Origin of the sequence: Streptosporangium carneum (genome assembly GCF_027922005.1) — a bacterium.
GTDB classification, from domain to species: domain Bacteria; phylum Actinomycetota; class Actinomycetes; order Streptosporangiales; family Streptosporangiaceae; genus Streptosporangium; species Streptosporangium carneum.
This window is the reverse complement of record NZ_BSEV01000001.1, coordinates 743,234-761,096: the sequence shown is the minus strand read 5'-3', so window position 1 is coordinate 761,096 and position 17,863 is coordinate 743,234. Positions and strand designations below refer to the sequence as shown.

Sequence of the window (17,863 nt, the reverse complement as noted above, 5' to 3'; positions counted from 1 at the left end):
ATCCAGGCGCTGGCCGTCCCGCTGCGCGGCGGCACCCGCGCGCCGCTGGCGCGCGGCCGCGAGCTGACCACCGCCCAGCACGCCGAGCTGCTGCGCGCCGTGCTCGACTGGGCCACCGGCCTACCTGAGGAGACCCAGGCCCTGGAGGTGCGCGAGGACCTCGACAGCGACGGCCAGTTCACCGCCCGGCTCGTCCTACCCGCCGGCGTTGACCCTTCATCTGTCAGCGGGCTGATCATGTCGGTGACCGGATCCAAGAGCGCGGCGGCGCAGCGGCTGCAGTATTTCCTGTCCGAATCGTGCTGAGATCCAGATCGGGTCAATACCCGGCGCCTGGAGCTGTTGCTGGCCGAGCCGGTGACCGTCCCGCACGCGGGTGGGGTGCTGGTGATCGATGACAGCGGCGACCGCAAAGACGGCACGGCCACCGCGCATGTGGGCCGCCAATGGCTTGGCCGAGTCGGCAAGACTGACAACGGCGTGGTGACGGTGAGCACGCTATGGGCCGATGAGCGGCTCTACTATCCGCTGCACGCCCAGCCCTACACCCCGGCCCGTCATTTCGCGCGTGGTAAGAGCGACCCGGTCTTCCGTACCAAGTGGAAGATCCCCGTCGAGCTGGCCGCCGCGCGGTCGCGACCGGGGTGCGGTTTCGTGCGGCGCTGGCCGACTGCGCCTATGGCGACCTGGACGATTTCCGCGCTGAGCTGCGCCGGGCAGGACTGGGCTGGGTGGTGGCGGTGCGCCCGCGGCACGGTGTCTGGGCCTACGGCGCGGATGCCTACACCCCGCGTGAGGCCGCCGCCGTGCTGGCCTGCGCCGACCCGAATGATCCCGGGGATTGGACGCCGATGCACCGCCGCTTACGCGACGGACACACCGAGATGTGGTGGGCCGCCGAGGCGAGGCTGGGCTTTTGGGGTCCGGACGGTGCCACCCGGCTGGTGGTCGCCACCACCGACCCGGCCACCTTGCCCGACAAGGCCACCTGGTACTTGGCCACCAACCTGCCCGGCCCCGACAACGCGGGCAATGTGACCGTGGGTGCTCCGGTCCGGTGGGAGGCTTCACCTCTTCGGCATTTCGCGCCATCACTCGGGATCAGGAGGACCTATACGAGCTAATTGGTCGCACGCCAAGCGTGTGGCGTCAGCAACCATAGTCTTAGCAATGAAATCCCGCACGGTTTGGACAGCCTTTTGCGCGTCGCCCTAGCCCATGAGCAGAGAACGGCAGAAGTGAGGAAACTGTAGGCGCTTCTCACGCCGCTCATCCTGTTCGTTCACCTGCCTGTCTTTACCTATATCTAACGTCACGAATAGTTGCCCGACCCTATGATGGAGTACAACGGCCCATACAAATGGCCATTAGGAGGGCGTGATGGCTGTCGGAACACCAGCCGTGAGGCTCACGTTCGCCTACGACACCAAGGGCATCCGGTTGAGGTCCCGGACGCCGGTCGGTAAAGCCGCGCCGGAGGGAGAGGACACAACGGTCCAGTTGCGGGCCGACGCGGTGACGGCCGAGCTGCACACCCTTGAGGGCCAGGTGATATATCGCCAGGCGGTGCCCAGCGCCATGCCGGCAACGATCGAGATCTTCGGTGGCTCGGAAGGGGCCTCCACGGTGCCCAACCGTCTGACTTCAGGCGCATTCAGTGTCATCGTTCCTCTCGACGAGCTCGCCCGCGAGGTCGTACTCCTCGCACAGCCGGACGCGCTGCCATCGGCCCTGCGGGCGGTGATGCGGGATGATCTGCCTGGCCATGTGCCGGTCGAGCTGGGTCGGTTCCCGCTTCGAGAGGAGCCTCTGGGCTGACATGGGCGCCTCAGACGGCTTGGTCGACACCAAAAAGAAGATCGTCGATCATGGGGATGACCGCTTCCGCTGGACCTTGGTGATTCTAGGAGATGGGTTCCTGGCGGAGGATATGGAGTTTTACCACACCAAAGTCGATGAGGTGGTAAATGGTCTCAGGGCGATTGAGCCCTTCACGACGCTATGGGGCCTCATCAACGTCCACCGGATCGACGTGCATTCGACCGAGCGCGGTGTGGACGACCCCAAAGCCTGTGGGAATGAGGATATCGGCGGCACCGGGGCGCTCCGGCGGACGTACTTCGATGCAACTCGCTGCGGAGATGACACTAGACGGCGTGTGCTCACGGTTGATAACGACCTCGTGCTGGACACGGTGAACGACGAGGTGGCCGACTGGGAGGCGATCGTGGTGCTCGTCAACTCGACGCTGGAGGGCGGGGCAAAGGTGGGGCAGGTCGCCGCTGTCTCACTGACGGCTAACCTGAAGGAGGTGGTCGCTCACGAACTGGGCCATGTCTTGGGGCTCGCCGACGAGTACGACTATGACGGTCCCGACCGCTACGCCAGTGGTGAAGAACCACCTCAGCCCAACGTCACGATCGAGACTGACCAATCCAAACTGAAGTGGCGCCACCACCTCGCGCCCGCTATAGGTTCGCTGCCCAAGTTGAAAGCCGATCAGACCTGCACCACATCTAACAAAGGGACGCCGAGTAAATACCCGCCCGGCACGGTGGGCCTGTTCGAGGGGGCGCTGTACAGCCATTGCGGCGTCTATCGCTCGGAGCACGACTGCGCGATGCGCACCGTGACTCCCCCGACACCCTTCTGCGCGGTTTGCCGGGATGCAATGACGAAGGAGATCCTCAAGCTCAGCTGTACACAATGTCCCCTGACGTTGATCCTGTGCGGCGCCATCTATCACCCTGACCTGGTGTGGCTGCGATCCTGGCGGAACCGTCATCTGGCCGAGGAGCGGACAGTGATGCGAGCCATAGACTTCGTCTATCGCCGGGTCGGTCCCTGGCTGACGCGCCGGTTGACTGGCCGGCCCCGTCTGGCGCGCGTGCTGCGCCGAGCGGTAGTCGGGCCGCTGGTTCGAATGCTCCGCGGTAGAGGTGCTTGATGGCCGGAACGGTGGAGGGCCTGGCGCTGGTGCTGGCTCATGCGCTGGAGCCGGTGCAGCAGCGACTGGCCAGCCCGGCGGCGGCGGTTCAGTTCTTTGAGGAGTTGGGTCTGCCGCTGCCGCCCGAGGTACGCGCCGCGGTCGAGACCGCTCCGGAGGTGCCGGCGGCGGCGGCCGCGGTCGCCGCCGTAGCACCGAAGGTCCAGCCGCTGATCGACGCGATCGGCGACGGCAATGCCGGTGCGATCAGGGCGGCGGTTCAGGAGCTCGTACCCCTGGTGAAGGATGCCTTCTTCAAGGTGAAGGCGCTGGCCGAGCGGGTGAGGAACGCCTATCCGGCGGATTTGGGCGGCTTCGCCGGGGAAGTGCGCGCGATCATCGAGCACCTGCCCGAGCGGCTCCTCGATTACATCGTCGTCGGGTTCGTGGAGGGTCATCGGCCGATCCTCGCCCGCACGCTCACCCTGCTCGGGCTCGCCGAGAACACGTCCATCCCCGCTACCGCCGACCGTCCCGCCGGAACCCACCGCGAGCTGCACTTCGACCGCGTGGGGACGTTCCTCAGCGACCCGGCCACACTGCTGCGGGAGGTGTACGGGTGGGGTTCGCCGACCGCCCCGTTGGACGCACTGCTGGTGCTGGAGCGGCTCAGGGCGCTGCTGGACGCGGTGCGTATGCCGGCCGCGTTCAACCCGGCCGTGCCCGAGCTGCGCGTCGTGCTGTTCGACCTCGCACCGGACAGCCAGGGCACGCTGCCGACCGCACTCGACCTGTCCATAGGGATTGCCTCGCTGCCCGAGGCCGATGTGGTGCTTTCCCCGCCTGACGCTGCCTGGCAGGTCCGGTTGAGCACGTCCGGCACGCTGGATGTCGGCGACGGCCTGCGGCTGCATCCGCCGGGGACGGTGGAGGCGATCACGCTGGTCGGTGCTGTCAAGGGCGAGATCATCCTCAGTGCCGCCCGCCTCGCCTCGCCCGGCCAGGCGCTGCTGATCTTTGGTGAGGTGGGCGGCACTCGGCTCACCGCGGAAGCGCTGCAGGCAGCCGTCGGGGCGAAGTTCGCAGCCAGGGCGGACGGTGTGCGGGCCGATCTCATCGTCGATGCCCGAGTGCGTGAGGGAAAGTTCGTCGTCTCACTCGCCGATGCGGATGGCTTCCTCGCCTCCCTGTTGCCCGAAAACCTCCAGATGGAGTTCGACCTCGGGGTGCGTTGGACCCAGGAGGAAGGACTGACTTTCCGCGGCGGGGCGGGTCTGGCAGTCGCCGTTCCTCTCGAGGTGGAACTGGGCCCGGCCCGGCTGGACCGGCTTGACCTCGCGCTGCTGTTCGTCGCGGGCACCACGCCCACGGTCACGGTCGAGGCCCGGCTCACCGGCCAGGTGACGCTCGGGCCGTTCACCGCCTCCGTCGAGGGCGTCGGTACTGGAGCCGACCTGCTGTTGCGCGGCGGGCGCGAAGGCCCGCCGCCGCCCGGCACCTTCGATCTCGGTGTGGCGGCGATCGGGGTGCGGTTCCTGGCGCCGCGCGGGCTGGGCCTGGCGATCGAGGCCGGTCCGGTGAAGGGCGGCGGGTTCATCGCCTTCGACCAGGACGCGGGCCGTTACGCCGGAGACTTTCAGGTCGGCATCGGCGACATCGGCGTCGACGCCCTGGCTCTGCTCGATACCAAGCTGCCCGGTGGCGGTTTTGCGCTGCTGGTCGTGCTGCGGGCATCCTTTCCGCCGGTCCAGTTGGGCTTCGGTTTCACTCTGTCGTCGGTGGGTGGCCTGCTTGCGCTGAATCGGCGCATCGATGTCGATGTTCTGCGAGCCAGGATCGCCTCCGGCGCGGCCCGGCGCATCCTCGCCCCCGAAGACCCGATCGGCAACGCGGCCGCCCTGAACCGAGAGCTCGACACGGTCTTCCCCCGCGCCGCAGGCGTGATCATGGTGGGGCCGACACTCCAGCTCTCGTGGGTCGAGTTGGTCCACTTCGACCTCGGGATCTTTATTGAGCTGCCTGGACCTACCAAGATCATGGTGCTGGGGTCGGCGCGCGCGACGATCGCCAACCCCTTAGGCAACGGCCCGCTGCTGAAGATCCGCCTCAACATCATCGGCCTGCTCGACGTCGCCAAGAAGGTGCTCGAGTTCGACGCGGTGTTGATCGATAGCACTCTCATGGAGGTGCTGGAACTGGCCGGCGGGGCAGCGTTTCGGCTCAGCTGGGGTGACCAGCCCTACGCACTGCTCTCGGTGGGTGGTCTCCACCCCGCCTACTCTCCCGCTCCGCTGGTGATGCCGCCCTCGCTCACCCGCGTGGCCATGACCCGAGGCAGCCCCGGCGATTTTCTGTACCTGCGCTTCGAGGGCTACTTCGCGATCACCACGAACACCCTCCAGCTCGGCGCCTCGGTGGAGGTGGCGATCAACTCAGGATCGATCACCGCCCGGGGCTTCCTCGGTTTCGATGCGCTGATCCGCTTTGAGCCGTTCTTCTTCCAGATCGACTTCAGGGCCTCGTTTCGGGTCCGGTTTGGGCGCAGAAACCTGGCGGGGGTGTCGCTCAGAGGAGAACTGTCCGGCCCCGGCCCGATCACCTTCCACGGCAGATTCTGCATCGAGATCTTGTTTTTCGACATCTGCTGGGAGGATTCCTTCAGTATCGGCTCGCAGGCGCGGCCCGTAGCCAGCCCTGTGGCCAGCGCCGTCCTCGAGCTCGCAAGGGAGCTCGTCAAGCCGTCCAACCTGTCGGTGGAGGGCGGCGAGGATCGTTTCGCTGTGGTCGAGCCCGCCTCTGGGCTGGCGTTGCCGGTTTTCTCCCCGCTCGGGCAGATCTTGTGGACCCAGTCCAGAGCTCCGCTCAACCTGCTGCTCCAGCGCTTTGAGGGCTCACCGCTGAGCCAGCCTGAGACCGTCAGCGCCAGAGGCACGGCCGTGACCGGCAGTGCTGTCGACTGGTTCGCGCCCGGGAGTTTCGCCGAGCTGTCCGACGCAGACGCGCTCAACCGCAAGGCCTTCGAGCGCCTCGACGGTGGGGTGAAACTTGGCGTCGCCGGGCTGGCCGAGGGCTCGACCCGCGTCCTTGATGTGCAGGTGCAGCAGATCCGACTGCCACAGACCGAGCCGGTGACGGGTTTCGCGTTCCCCGTACCGGGCTGGCTGGTCAACGCCGTCGGAAACCGTACCGGGCACCTGGCACGTGAACCCGTCGATGCCGCGATCGCCGTCGCCGACGAGCGATGGCAGGTCCGCAGCGGTGATGGCGCCGTACGGGTCGACGACATCAGCGAAAGCCAGGCCCACCAGCTCACTGCCGCCGGGGTCGGCGCAGCGGCTCTGCCCGCATCCGATCACGTGTCGCGGATCAGTTTTTAGAGGAGATTGCCGTGCCCTCGAGCTTGACGTTCCTCAGCTGGACACGCGAACGCGTCGCCGATCTGGTGACCGGAACCGAGCAGGGGCGCCTTCTCGTGAGCACGAGCGTCACGCTGACCGGGCGCGGCCCCGACGACGTGACGATCACCAACACCGCCGCTGGCGACGTGCGATTCCTCCTGACCGGTCCGCAGGACGTCGTCGGTCTCAAACCCGGCGCGATCGTGGGCCGGTATCCGGCGCCCGGTGCGATCGATGCCGAGACCGACAAGTGCTCCCACATCGAATTGGCCGACCCGGCGTTGCCCTGGCGCTACACCCCCGCGAGCAACCCGCCGGACGGGACCGGGAACCTGCACACGTGGCTGGCCCTCGTCGTCGGTACCGAAGACGAGCTGACCGTCACCGGGCAACAGGTCACACTCGGGGCCACCGTACAGGCGCTGCACACGCTGGCCGGGCCGTCCGCGATCTGCCCGTTCGCCCACGTGCAGCACGCGGACGGCCACCGCATCGCCCGTTTGCTGTCTCGGCGGCCGCTGACCGGTGGCCTGGCCTATGTCGCCGTGTTGGTGCCGACCTATCGGCAGGCCGGCAGCCAGATCGTCACGGCGTGGGACGGCAGCGCGCCGGTGACGCTGCCGGTCTTCGACACCTGGCGGTTTCGTACCGCGACGCCGGCGGGTAGCTTCCCCATCTTGGCGGAGCGGCTGCGGCCTGGGGACGCCGACCCGGAGACGGGCCGCGCACCGGCGCTCTATCCCTACGGCCTCGACACCGCCTTGAAGATCCGTGGCGCGCTGGCTCCAGTCAGGTCATCCGACGATGCCCTGGATTCCGACGTCGCCTCCGACCTGGTCGAGCGCATCACCCCGGATCCCGACCCCCTGGACCGTCCGGTGATCGGCCCACCCGGGTACGGCGAGGCCTGGGGCGGCCAGCTCAGCACCTGGAGCCGGACTCTCAATGGCGATCCGCGTCACCGGGGCGCCGCCGGCCTCGGCTTAGAGCTCGGCATCCGGTTGCAGGAGACCCTGGTTGAGGAGGCGCGCGAGCACGCGGGCGCGCAAGCAGTGGCCGCGCAGCGCCTGGCGTATCTGTCACTGGGGCTGGCCGCCTCGGGGGCATTGTGGGCGAAACGCCTGCCCTCTGACGCGCTGCGTCGGTTGTGGCTGCTCGGCCCGGCGCTGCGCCGCGTAGTCACCCCGGATGGCCCGGTGGCCGACCTCGCCACCGCCCCTGGGCGGGCCCTGCCCCGCGGCGTGTTCTCCACAGCGGTGCGCCGCGCGCTGCGGCTGGGCCCCGCTCGTACGGCACTGGCCGCCCAGGGCAGCGCCGATCCGGCAGAGGTGCTCAAGGCGGCCAACCGCTGCCGGCAAGACGCCCAGCCCTCGCAAGACGGCGTACCGTCGTTCCAGCGGCTCGGTGTCTCCGACTTCGATGAGCGCCGTTGGCAAGCCAGCCTCTCCGGTGAGATCGACCCGACCGGAGCGGTGAACGGCCTGGGGCGCCTCGACTTGTCCGGCGTGCCGTCGCCACTACGCAGCCAGAGCACCACGCTGCGACAAAGGCTGCTGGACGCGGCCGGCGGTGGGCGCCTGGATCTGGCGTGGGGACGGGCCATCGAGACGCTCACGGCCGCCACCCGAGTCGACGCCGGTGATGAGAGGGCCGTCGAGGCGATGCGCAGGCGGCTGGCGGAGGTGCTGGCAACCTTCCCCGACCCGCGCGAAAATCTCGCGGACCTGATCAGACTGATCAGGGCCCTGGAAGAGGACATCCCGGAGTCGGACTGCCGACTGGTCGACCTGGAATCCCTCGCCGACAGTGTCGTCCCGCTTTTCGACCCCACCGCCGAGGACGCCCCGGCGCGCGTGCGCGTGCTGGGCACGATCGACGGCCTCGACCCGAGCCAGCCGTTGACCCCGCCCGAAGTATGCGTCGGGCTTCCCCGGCCGGTCTGGCGCGACTTGAACGACAACTTCGCCGAGTGGCTGCTGCCCGGCGTCGGCGAGCTGAAGGACAACACCGTCATCGCGCTGGAGACTAATCCGGTCTTCACCGATGCCTTCCTTCTCGGCTACAACACCCAGCTCCTCACCGAGCTGCGCTGGCGCAACATGCCAGTCGCCGCGGGATGCACCCCGTTGCGGGTGTTCTGGGAGCGCGCGAACACCGGCAGCGGAGAGCGGATCGACGACATCATCGGCGTGGCCAACTGGCCGGACGCGAGCGACCTCGGCGCCGCAGCCCACCGCCCCGGTGGGGCCTCCGGCACCGACCTGGTGCTCGTCTTCCGCGGGCAGCTCTTCCTCCGCTACCCCAAGACCCTCTTGTACCTGGTGTCCGCCAAGCACGCCGGGCAGGTCCGCTTCGACCTTGACCCGCCAGACGACGCGGCCCGCGTGCTGCCGAGCTTTCAGGGTCGCATCGGTGCCGACGTCACGTTCTTCGGTTTCCAGGGGTTCCAGCCCGACCAGATTGAAACCCACTGGGTCGTGCTGGAGGAGCCTCCCACGGGCTACCGCTTCTACAACAAACCACTCGTCGGTGAACCACCTGGCGGACCGATCCCAGGGGACGGCCAGCCCGTCCCCGCCAACGCCGACGGCGCGCTGTATGCCGACCAGGCGTTCGCCGAGCCGGTCCGCGTGCTGATCGCCGGCAACAGCCTGACCCCGCAGCGCCCATCCCCACCATCACCGCCGCCGACAAGTTGAGGAGACTGTGATGACCGAGGTAGGCGTGCTGCTGCCGCTGAGAATCGAGACCCGGTTCTCCGGATCTCGGCTATGCCTGCGCGTCGTGCCGGACGAGCCATGGCTCACCCGCCACGACCCGCGGCCGACCGAGGCCGAGATGACCGCGCTTCAGCGTTACGCTCAACAGGTCGACCGCGCGGCATGGAACGAATTCGCCACGGCGGTGGGCGCTCCCCGAGCGGCGTTCCTCGTTCGCACTTACATGCCAGAAGGGGCGGTGATCGACCCCGGTGAGCTCAGGGTCAGGCCCGTCTTCCCCCGGATATCCAGCTTTCCGACCGAACTGCTCGTATGGCTAGCTTCCGGCGGTGGAGCACCTCGGCACGTGCTTACCCTGCAGGTGGATCACGACCGGCTCACCATCGAGCCTTACGATCCCGACAATCTCTCAGTCGTGCGGTGGTGGGAGGACTGGGAGGAGGCCAAACTCGCCGGACTGGCGGGCGAAATTGAGCTTGACGGCAACGGTGACGACATCGACCTACTCGTCGTCACCGGCCTCGGACAAGGCATGCCCAGAACGCTGTTCGGCGACCACCGCGACGCGGGGTCGCTCGGCCTGATCGCCCTCGGCACCGCCACCAACTCCGTCGACGGCACCCCCGCCGCAAACCTGGCCCAGGACGCCGACACCTGGTTCGATCTCCTCCACGCCCTCCCCACTGACAACGACCGCACGATCAGCATGGCTCTCACGGGTGACCCCGACGCGCTCGGCGCCCTCCCCGGGCCGCCCGGACAACACTTTTCCGACTCCACAGCGATGGTCGGGGCACTGTGGCCCGCACTGTGGGGCTTTGCCGCCACGGACGTGTGGGGCCTGCCACTCGCCGCAGAAGCCGCCGCCTGGGCGCGCCAGGCGCTCTTTCCCGAGGGGCCGTTTCCCGTGCTGCGCGTCGGCTCACAGCCCTACGGTTTGCTCCCGGCGACGGCACTGTCTCGCTGGATCGCCGACGCCGACGATGTCGAAGCCGCCCTGATCAGGCCACTTATGCTGCTGCGCGAGCAGTGGCAGGCCGCAGCCGAAGGCCGTGGCACGGCCGCGGGCGCCTCCGCCGAGGAACTGCTCGACCTGATCGGACATGTGCCCAGCGCTCCCGGCTACCGCCACCGGCGCGCATTCCCGCTGGAGCTTTGGTGGCTGTCGCTGCTTTTGCTTGGCGCCGACGTGAGCTGGACGGAATTCGATGAGGCATGGCGTGATGACCACCCGCTCAGTGCCGAGCTCGGTCTCGATCCGACCCGGCGCTACGGCGCGCGCGGCAGGTCACGACCGCTGGCGCTGCCGCTCGTGGTGCCAGCGGAGCTTCCCGCGAACCGCACGGTCACAGATGTGCTCAAGCAGCTCGTCGAACTCGCCCACAGGAACCCGACGACGTTCCAGTCCATCGAGCTCCTGGAGGAGGCGTTCCTACGGTTCCGCCCCGCCAGTCTGTTGCTGCGGTTGGTGATCCGGGCCCTGCAGGTGGCTATCGGCGACGTCGGCCGCGAGGCACTGGGCGACACCACCCCGGGTCCAGAGCCGGTGGCTCGGCCATTCACTGAGCCGGGTCGGCTCGAGCACTGGATCAACCGCACCACCCAGGCGCTGGTGAGCGGCGCCACGCCCGCCGCCCACGCGTTCCAGATGGTCGCCAAGAGCATAGAGCAGCTGGCCGACATACCCGAGGATCGGCTAGAGCGGCTGCTGCGCGCCACCGTCGACACCGCGCTCTACCGGCTCGACCCCTGGCTGCTTGGCCCGCCGACCCGCCGCTTGCAGACCCTGCTCGATGCAGGTGTGGAGCCCGTGCTGGGCGCATACGGCTGGGTGGACGCGCCCCGCCCGGGCAGCCCCGGCCCCACCTCCGCCGGACTGCTGCACGCTCCCTCCCCAGGTCAGGCGCTGACCGCGACCGTGCTGCGCGATCGCGCAGTCAGCGACCCTGAACCGAGCCGATGGCACATGGACCTCACCTCTCGTACCGTACGGGAGGCAGCCCGCATCGGCGAACACGTCCGCCTTGGTGCTCATCTCGCCGAGGCGCTCGGTCGTGAAGTGGAGCGTATCGCCGGTTCCCGCGCCTTGGTCGACCAGCTCCGAGACCAGTTCCGGCTACGCACCGAGCACGCCGGGCGACGGGTGTGCGATGGCCTAGCCGTTCTCGCCACCGACCCGGCTGGGCTGGGCTTCTCTGCCCAGCAGCGCGCCCAGCTCGAGGAGCTGCGGGCCGCAGTGAATGCCTACGGCGATCTCCTCGTCGCCGAAGCCGTACACCACGTCACCCAGGGACGCGCCACAGTGGCAGGCGCCGCGATGGACGCTGCCGCGGGTCTGTCCCGGCCGCCCGAGCTCGAAGTCATACGCACACCGCGGCAGGGCCGAGCCGTCGCCACCAGCGTGCTGGTGCTCATCCCCGACGCCGCCGCCCCGCCCGAGCCCGCCGACAACTTCGCGCGGGCCGAGCAGTCCCCAATCGAGATCGCCGACCCTGCCGTGGCCAGATTCGTGGCCACCCAGGCGGGTGAGGCCATCGACTGGGTGTGGACAGCTGGCTCTTCCTCGGTCACACTTGCCGACCTCGGGCTTGGCCCCGCCGATGCGCTGACGCTCTCGCGCACCGAGTTGGAGCGGCTCGCCACCGACGCGCTGGGCGACATCGACAGCTTCGACGGCTTCGACGGTTCTGAACGCTACGAAGCCGCGGTGCGGTTGGTTGGCCTGCTGGGTCGCTCACCGGCGGAACCTGACGCGATCACTACCCGCCCCGGCAAGCCGACAGGGCCGAGCGGCATTGAAGACGATCTGCGGGGGCGATACCTGCGGCTGCTGAGGACCAGCGAGGTGCTCACCGACCTCCTCGGCACGGTCACCGACGCGACGGCGCTGGAGCGGCTGCTGCTGGCCTGCCGCCGATGGGGCATCCTTACCAACTCTCCACTGATGGCTCGGGAATTGCTGCTGGCACGGCGCGCGATGGCGCCTTCCGCGCAGCAACTCGACCGGGACGGCCTGCTGGAGGCAATCACCGCGTTGGTGTGTCCGACCGGGCAACTGGCCCTGCTGTCACGGCCCGACGGCCTGCCGTCCTTCGCTCAGGCCGACCTCGACCTCGAATGGCTGACGGTGGTCGCGGCAGTGCGACCGGCCCTTGCCCGCCTCGAAGTCCATCAGTTCCTCGCCAGGCAACCGCTGCAAGCGTGGGCGACCAAGCCCACCGACCCCTGGCAAAGCGGTCCGGCCAACACCGAGCGGCTCGTGGTGGCATATGGTCCGCCGACCCTCGACCAGGTGGCGGCGACCGTGATCGACCGGTGGACCGAGGTGATTCCCGATACCGAACACACCACGGCTGCCGCATTCGGGTTCGATGCCCCGGCGGCCCGCGCCCCGCAGGCGATCCTGCTAGCCGTGCCGCCGGATTCGGGAGGTTCGCTCGACCCGGCCACGCTGCTCGATGTGATCGTTGAAACTCGCCAGCTGGCCCATGCCCGCATGGCCCGCCCGGCCGACCTCGATCCGCAACTCCGCGGGCTCCTGCCGACTGCGCTGCTGCCCGCCGCCGGCCGGATCGAAACCTTCCTCGATCCCCAGGGGTGAAGTTATGGTCACCATCTACGACATCGTGCGCAGGCTAGAAGCCGAACCACTGCTGGACGACCTCGCTCGTGGCTTCGCGGCCGAGGTCGCTGACCCGGCATGGCTGCTCGGGCGGCAGTGGCAGCTCGGCGAGCATCAAGGCGAGGACGCCTCCTCACCGGTCCAAATCTCCTACAACATCCGGCTGACTCCGATCCAGGTGCCGGACGGGGCCGATCCGCTGACCACACCGGCAGAAGCGATCGTAGAGTCGGAGCCGGGCGACTTCTGGACCGCGGGGCGCAGGGTGACCGCTGGGCGGCTCGTCGAGGCCGCCGCCGCCGCAGCGGGCCGCCCACTACCTACCGACGACCCGACGCTACTTCTGGCCGAGCTGCCGACGCCCTACGATCTGCTCGACGGCAGTGGCTACGACGGCCGCGCACTGTGGGACCGCACCGACCTTGGGCTCGACCTCAACTGGTTTGGAACCCTGCAGCCTCCCGCCGATCCCGAAGACCTGTGGAACCCGGCAGAGTTCAGCTACGACGCAGAGTTCAGTGCGGGAGACGCGAATCTGCGCGTGCAGCGGCACGACGGCGGACATCTGGATTGGTTCAGCGCGGACGCCACCGGATCTGTCGCCTCGACCCTCACTTGTCAGGTATCCGCCTATCCAGGCCGGATCCACTACCCGGGGGCGCCGCTGCCCCGCTGGTGGCAGATCGAGAACGGCAAGGTCGACATCGGCGGCTACCCACCGGACCGTTCACACTTCGCGACGCTGCTGCTCATCGACCTCATCATGAACCAGTCCGACGACTGGTTCAGCTTCCCCATCGACGCCCTCACAGGTCACATCATCACACTCTCCGACGTCACCGTGATCGACTCCTTCGGCGAAAGCTGGCCGCTGTCCCCGCCCGCCGACGGCTGGAGTCTGTTCGCTACGGAGGGCCTTGACCCGCAATCACTGGTGGTGTGGGCAACGGCCGCAGCCCCCCTGACCGGACCAGTCCTCGACGAAGTGACGCTTGGCATTGATGAGGACGCCAACCTCGTCTGGGCCGTCGAGCAGCGCCTCCGCGGCCGGGACAAGGCAACTCCCGAAGACCCACATCCAGCACCGCCCGAAAGCGTGAACGCGATCGGGCGGCCAAGCTTCACCTACCAAGTGGCCACACGAATTCCCCCGCGCTGGCACCCCTATCTCATTGAGGAGATCGCGGGCCGTCGACGATTCGTCCAAGGCCGGGCCGCCGACCTGTCTACCGAGCCCACCCCGCTGCCCGAGCCGGAGAGCGACCTGCTGCGCGTGTCCGCCGTCCATCCGGTCCACGAAATCGAGCCCGCTGCCATCCCGACCGATGGCCTGCGGCTGGAGCGGCGCGCGATGCTGGCCCGGCGCACCGACGGAACACCCCTGCTGTGGACGCAGCGCCGCCGTATCCCGCTGCTGACGCCTCCGGCCCTTAGGCTCCGCTATGACGTACTCGAACCTGAGCCTCCAGTGACGACATGATGGAACCCGCCTCCCACTCGGCAAGGATCGCCAAGTCTCACAGCTGCGGCTGCGCGGCGCATCGAGTAGTGTCCCGGTTTTGAGTTTCGTCATCTAATGGAGGGATGGCGGGCAAACCACGACGTCCGCTCGTGCTGAGCGCGGACGCTGGCGGCCGCCGGTTCACGTTCTGGCGCACGAGTGGCGGGAGGGGCTGCGGCTCGTGCACTGCTGGTTGCCGTTCGGCTTCGTGCCCAGCCAGCAGGCGCCGTTGCCGCGCTGGCGTGCCCGGCTGCGCAGGCTCGTACGGCTGATCAGGGGGCGGTGGTGAGCGCAGGGAACCGTAAGGATCCCCCAAGGCGTCGCGAAATCCTGCAGTCCCTGCTCAACACCCATCTGGGACTGCCGCAGCGATGCAGCAGGCCGACATCAAGCCCTGCTCGCCGATGAACTCATGAGGTGCCCTCGACAGGGCGAACATCGTCCCGCTGCGGGACTAGGGAGGTGATGTTGAGGATGCGCTCGGCCGTCTCCAGCCAGTCGTATCTTCGAGCCGCGTCGGTTGCTGCGAGCAAGAAGCAGATGCTCTCCTCGCTCGACGGGATGTCTGTGCGCCGCGTCCCGATCAGCCACCGCGTACTGTTGGTCTGCAGGAGTCTGGCCGAATACACCGCCAGTGCCTTAAACGCCCTGTATCGGCGGTGAGCCTCGTAGTCGTCCTTCCTGGCATACCACTTCAGTTCACGATCCTCCCGCACACTTTCTCGCAGCGACTGGTATGCCTGCCGGAAGCAGCCCAGCAGCAGCCGGTCGTCCTTCGTCAGCCGCCGCTCCAGCACGATCTTGATCAGAATCGCCTCAAGGCTCCCCTCTACGGCGGCCGCCCGCTGTAGGCACTGCCACTGCATGTCGGCGGGGGCCGCAACCTGCTCCGAACGGCGTTTGTGTGCGTTCCACAGCCGCCAGACCTCGATGAAGGACCCGTAGGCGCGGTAGAAGCTCTCGACGGCAGCTAGATCGAGTTCCCGCCGCCGTTTGACGTCGTCCCAGCGGTAGGTGATCTGGCTGCCGATCAGCCACGCCAGCCCCGAGGCTAGAAGCACTGCCAACAGCTCGATCATATGTGCCTCCACCTTGGATGAGGAGCTGATCATCAAGTGTGGACGAAGGGCGGGCAACAACGCAGTGAGCCTCCCCTCGTAATGTGGAGACCTGACCAGGGGGAGGTCGGAGCATGAGAGAGACCAGACGCAGCTTCGATCCGGAGTTTCGGGTCGGTGCGGTGCGCATCGTGCGGGAGGCCGGGAAATCGATCGCCTCGGTCGCCAGGGACCTGGGGATGAACGCGAGCACGCTGGCCAACTGGATGCAGATGGACCGCCTGGCCCGTGAGCGTGATGCTGATGGGGAACTGATCGAGTCCGAGCGTGAGGAGCTGGCCCGGCTGCGTCGGCAAAAGGCCGAGTGGGCCCGGGGGCACGTCACCCATCCTCACAGTGCTCAAGCGCTCGGTGGTCTTGTGGGTCAAAGAGGCGACGGGCCGGTGAGCGTGGCAGCCTTCATCGCCTCCCAGAAGACCGAGCATGGCGTTCCCCACGCCACGGCCTGCCGGATCCTGGGAGTCTCGCAGTCCTGGTTCTACAAGTGGCGTGATCGCGCGCCGGGTGACCGCCAGCGGTGGCGAGAGGAGCTGGATGCGGCGATCACCGCCGCCTTCGAGGACTCCGGCCGCACCTACGGCTCCCCGCGCATCACCCATGACCTGCGCGAACACGGCTGGCAGGTGTCGGTGAACACGGTCGCGACCCGGATGTCGGAGCTCGGCCTGATGGCTCGTATACGGCGTTTGCCCCGCTCGCTGACCCGGCAGGGCAAAGCGCCTGCGGCACCGGAGCTGGTGCACCGCCAGTTCAATGCGGTCGCCGCGGACGTGTTGTGGTGCGGCGACGTCACCGAGATCCTCACCGATGAGGGCAAGCTGTATCTGGCCACGGTGGAGGACCTGTTCTCCCGCCGCCTGCTCGGCTATGCCATGAGTGAGCATCACGATGCCGCCCTGACGGTCGCCTCGCTGCAGATGGCCGCGGTCATGCGGGGCGGGAACATCGACGGGGTGATCTTCTACACCGATCGCGGTAGCGAGGGTGGATTCAATCGGTGCTCGCAACACTTCGTCGTTGGAGGTGTTGGCGAATTGGGCCTGGGCAAGAAGCAGCAGGCTGTCCGGTTGTATCGCGGTCAGATCCCCTCACTGGGACGGCTGGCTGTCGCCTGGCGTGAGGATCGTGTGCGGTTCTGGCGAGCGATCGCTCGTGGAGTGAGTTCAGAGGACGCCGCGATGGAGATCGGCGTGTCGCCGGCGGTGGGGACGCGTTGGTTTCGTCAGGCTGGCGGGGTGGGACCATGCCTTGCCCCGACGGTGTCGGGCCGCACCCAGACCCGCAGCGTCTCACGGCTGACGCCCAGATCCCGGGCGATCGACGTGATCGTCCGGTCCGGCCTCGACAGCGCCAGCGCCACCGCGTCGGCCTTGAACTCGGGTGGGTAGTTCTTCATCACCATCAGGGACATATCTTCCCCTGGACCTCAAGATCCAGTCTCCAAGGTGTCCACGTTCAAGGGGGAACGTCCCGCCCTGCGTCAGGGGCAGCAGTGAGGGAGCAGGCATGGGCGGTGTCTTCGTGTCTTTCTCAATCCACCAAAGCCAGTTTGAGGGAGGGGATGACCAGCCGGTCTCAGGGGCGGACCAATCGGCAGGAGGTTCCCATCCATCGGGAACGATCCAACTGGGCGTTGGGTTGAACGACCAGTTCGGGCCCGGTCGCGGCGGAATGATCAAGAGGTCCTGCCAAGGTATCCGGTGAAGAATTCCTCACGTGCGGTGAGGAGTGGCGTTTGGGGAGGAGCGCACGAAGGCCGCGATACCTTCTGAGATCCCTTCCTCAGCCCGAGTCAGCAAGAGGTGGAAGATCATACCGAGCCGACGAATGTGATCTTCAGGTATTTGGGGATTCATCCCTCCGGCCGATACACCATCTGGTCATCAGATGACAGATAGACCTTCGTCCGCGCCGTCATCGCCGTGGATGATTTTCATCATGGCTTCTCGCTGCGGCGCAGACGCCGGCAATCGCACGAAGGCTCCCGACTCGGACTTGTGGACGCAATCGATGCCGTAGCGATGAAGCAGCCGCACATCGGCATCAGCAGGTCGCGTAGGGAACAGTCCAGTGAGTCGAGTCACCGGCTGCGGGCTGTGAGGCGCGTAATCGAGAAGCTGCCCGAGCGCCTGGCGGACGAAGGCATGCTCCGCCGATCGTTTGGCTTCCACGATCTCTACGTCATCAGGTGTGACGACATAGAGGTCGGTGATGCCGGCCGGGGTGCGGATACGGGCTGCCGTACCACTGAGGGTGGCCTGATAGCTCTGCACAAGTAGCGCTTCTGTGCGGTCGACGAGTGTGGTCCCGCCGAGCCGTTCGAAGCTGGTACGGATGATGTTGACGGCTTCGACGTCGATGATCCGTGAACCGTTGTCTTCGACGGCGGTTGTAGCCTGCGCTGTCAGCGTGTGGATGCCGAAGCCGTCGAGAACGGTGTGGCTTTTCTCCGCATTGAGCAGACTATTGATCCGGCCTCAACAGTCGTGCACTCGATCTTTGTCGCCCATGCATTGCGCAGCATGTTAGCTTATGACCAGCGCGGAGCTAATTTGCCGTCTACCACTGCAATATAGCA

The 17,863-nt window shown here is 67.4% G+C and carries 8 protein-coding genes and 4 pseudogenes; 9 read left to right on the top strand and 3 right to left on the bottom strand.

Translation table 11 applies throughout. The features are described from left to right. Positions 1–258: 258 nt before the first annotated feature. From PKF00_RS45160 to PKF00_RS03855, 7 genes and pseudogenes are all read left to right on the top strand, one after another. Positions 259–1,019: pseudogene (locus tag PKF00_RS45160) on the top strand (IS701 family transposase); the annotation flags it as partial. Between the two features lie 361 nt (positions 1,020–1,380). Next, complete coding sequence (locus PKF00_RS03880; protein ID WP_271215926.1) at positions 1,381–1,818, top strand: hypothetical protein; 438 nt, start codon at positions 1,381–1,383, stop codon at positions 1,816–1,818. A 1-nt stretch (position 1,819) separates the two neighbouring features. Then, positions 1,820–2,947, top strand: coding sequence for a M64 family metallopeptidase (locus tag PKF00_RS03875; protein ID WP_271215925.1), 1,128 nt, complete (start codon positions 1,820–1,822; stop codon positions 2,945–2,947). Next, positions 2,947–6,303, top strand: a complete 3,357-nt coding sequence (locus tag PKF00_RS03870; protein ID WP_271215924.1) for a DUF6603 domain-containing protein — start codon at positions 2,947–2,949, stop codon at positions 6,301–6,303. The genes PKF00_RS03875 and PKF00_RS03870 overlap by 1 nt, the downstream gene beginning before the upstream one ends. An 11-nt stretch (positions 6,304–6,314) precedes the next feature. Next, positions 6,315–9,023, top strand: coding sequence for a hypothetical protein (locus tag PKF00_RS03865; protein ID WP_271215923.1), 2,709 nt, complete (start codon positions 6,315–6,317; stop codon positions 9,021–9,023). 10 nt (positions 9,024–9,033) lie between these two features. Further along, positions 9,034–12,645, top strand: a complete 3,612-nt coding sequence (locus PKF00_RS03860; protein WP_271215922.1) for a hypothetical protein — start codon at positions 9,034–9,036, stop codon at positions 12,643–12,645. Between the two features lie 4 nt (positions 12,646–12,649). After that, positions 12,650–14,146 carry a hypothetical protein gene (locus PKF00_RS03855; RefSeq protein WP_271215921.1) on the top strand — a complete coding sequence of 499 codons (1,497 nt, stop codon included), beginning with the start codon at positions 12,650–12,652 and terminating at the stop codon, positions 14,144–14,146. A gap of 431 nt (positions 14,147–14,577) precedes the next feature. Here PKF00_RS03855 and PKF00_RS03850 read toward each other — a convergent pair whose 3' ends face one another. Next, positions 14,578–15,246, bottom strand: coding sequence for a hypothetical protein (locus PKF00_RS03850; protein ID WP_271215920.1), 669 nt, complete (start codon positions 15,244–15,246; stop codon positions 14,578–14,580). A 113-nt stretch (positions 15,247–15,359) separates the two neighbouring features. On the opposite strand from PKF00_RS03850, the pseudogene PKF00_RS03845 reads away from it, so the two are divergent. Both PKF00_RS03845 and PKF00_RS45155 read left to right on the top strand, forming a co-directional pair. Continuing rightward, positions 15,360–16,259 (top strand): annotated as a pseudogene (locus PKF00_RS03845) (IS3 family transposase); the annotation flags it as partial. A gap of 60 nt (positions 16,260–16,319) precedes the next feature. After that, positions 16,320–16,556, top strand: a pseudogene (locus PKF00_RS45155) (IS30 family transposase); the annotation flags it as partial. On the opposite strand, the pseudogene PKF00_RS03840 reads toward PKF00_RS45155, so the two are convergent. Beyond that, a pseudogene (locus tag PKF00_RS03840) lies at positions 16,547–16,687 on the bottom strand (transposase); the annotation flags it as partial. The pseudogenes PKF00_RS45155 and PKF00_RS03840 overlap by 10 nt on opposite strands. A 481-nt stretch (positions 16,688–17,168) precedes the next feature. After that, positions 17,169–17,558: a hypothetical protein gene (locus tag PKF00_RS03835; RefSeq protein WP_271215919.1), complete on the bottom strand. Its 390-nt coding sequence runs from the start codon at positions 17,556–17,558 to the stop codon at positions 17,169–17,171. Positions 17,559–17,863: the final 305 nt, after the last annotated feature.

Coding starts and splice junctions, on each gene's coding strand:
- PKF00_RS03880 (WP_271215926.1), top strand. CDS start 1,381: ATGGCTGTCGGAACACCAGCCGTGAGGCTCACGTTCGCCTACGACACC.
- PKF00_RS03875 (WP_271215925.1), top strand. CDS start 1,820: ATGGGCGCCTCAGACGGCTTGGTCGACACCAAAAAGAAGATCGTCGAT.
- PKF00_RS03870 (WP_271215924.1), top strand. CDS start 2,947: ATGGCCGGAACGGTGGAGGGCCTGGCGCTGGTGCTGGCTCATGCGCTG.
- PKF00_RS03860 (WP_271215922.1), top strand. CDS start 9,034: ATGACCGAGGTAGGCGTGCTGCTGCCGCTGAGAATCGAGACCCGGTTC.
- PKF00_RS03855 (WP_271215921.1), top strand. CDS start 12,650: ATGGTCACCATCTACGACATCGTGCGCAGGCTAGAAGCCGAACCACTG.
- PKF00_RS03850 (WP_271215920.1), bottom strand. CDS start 15,246: ATGATCGAGCTGTTGGCAGTGCTTCTAGCCTCGGGGCTGGCGTGGCTG.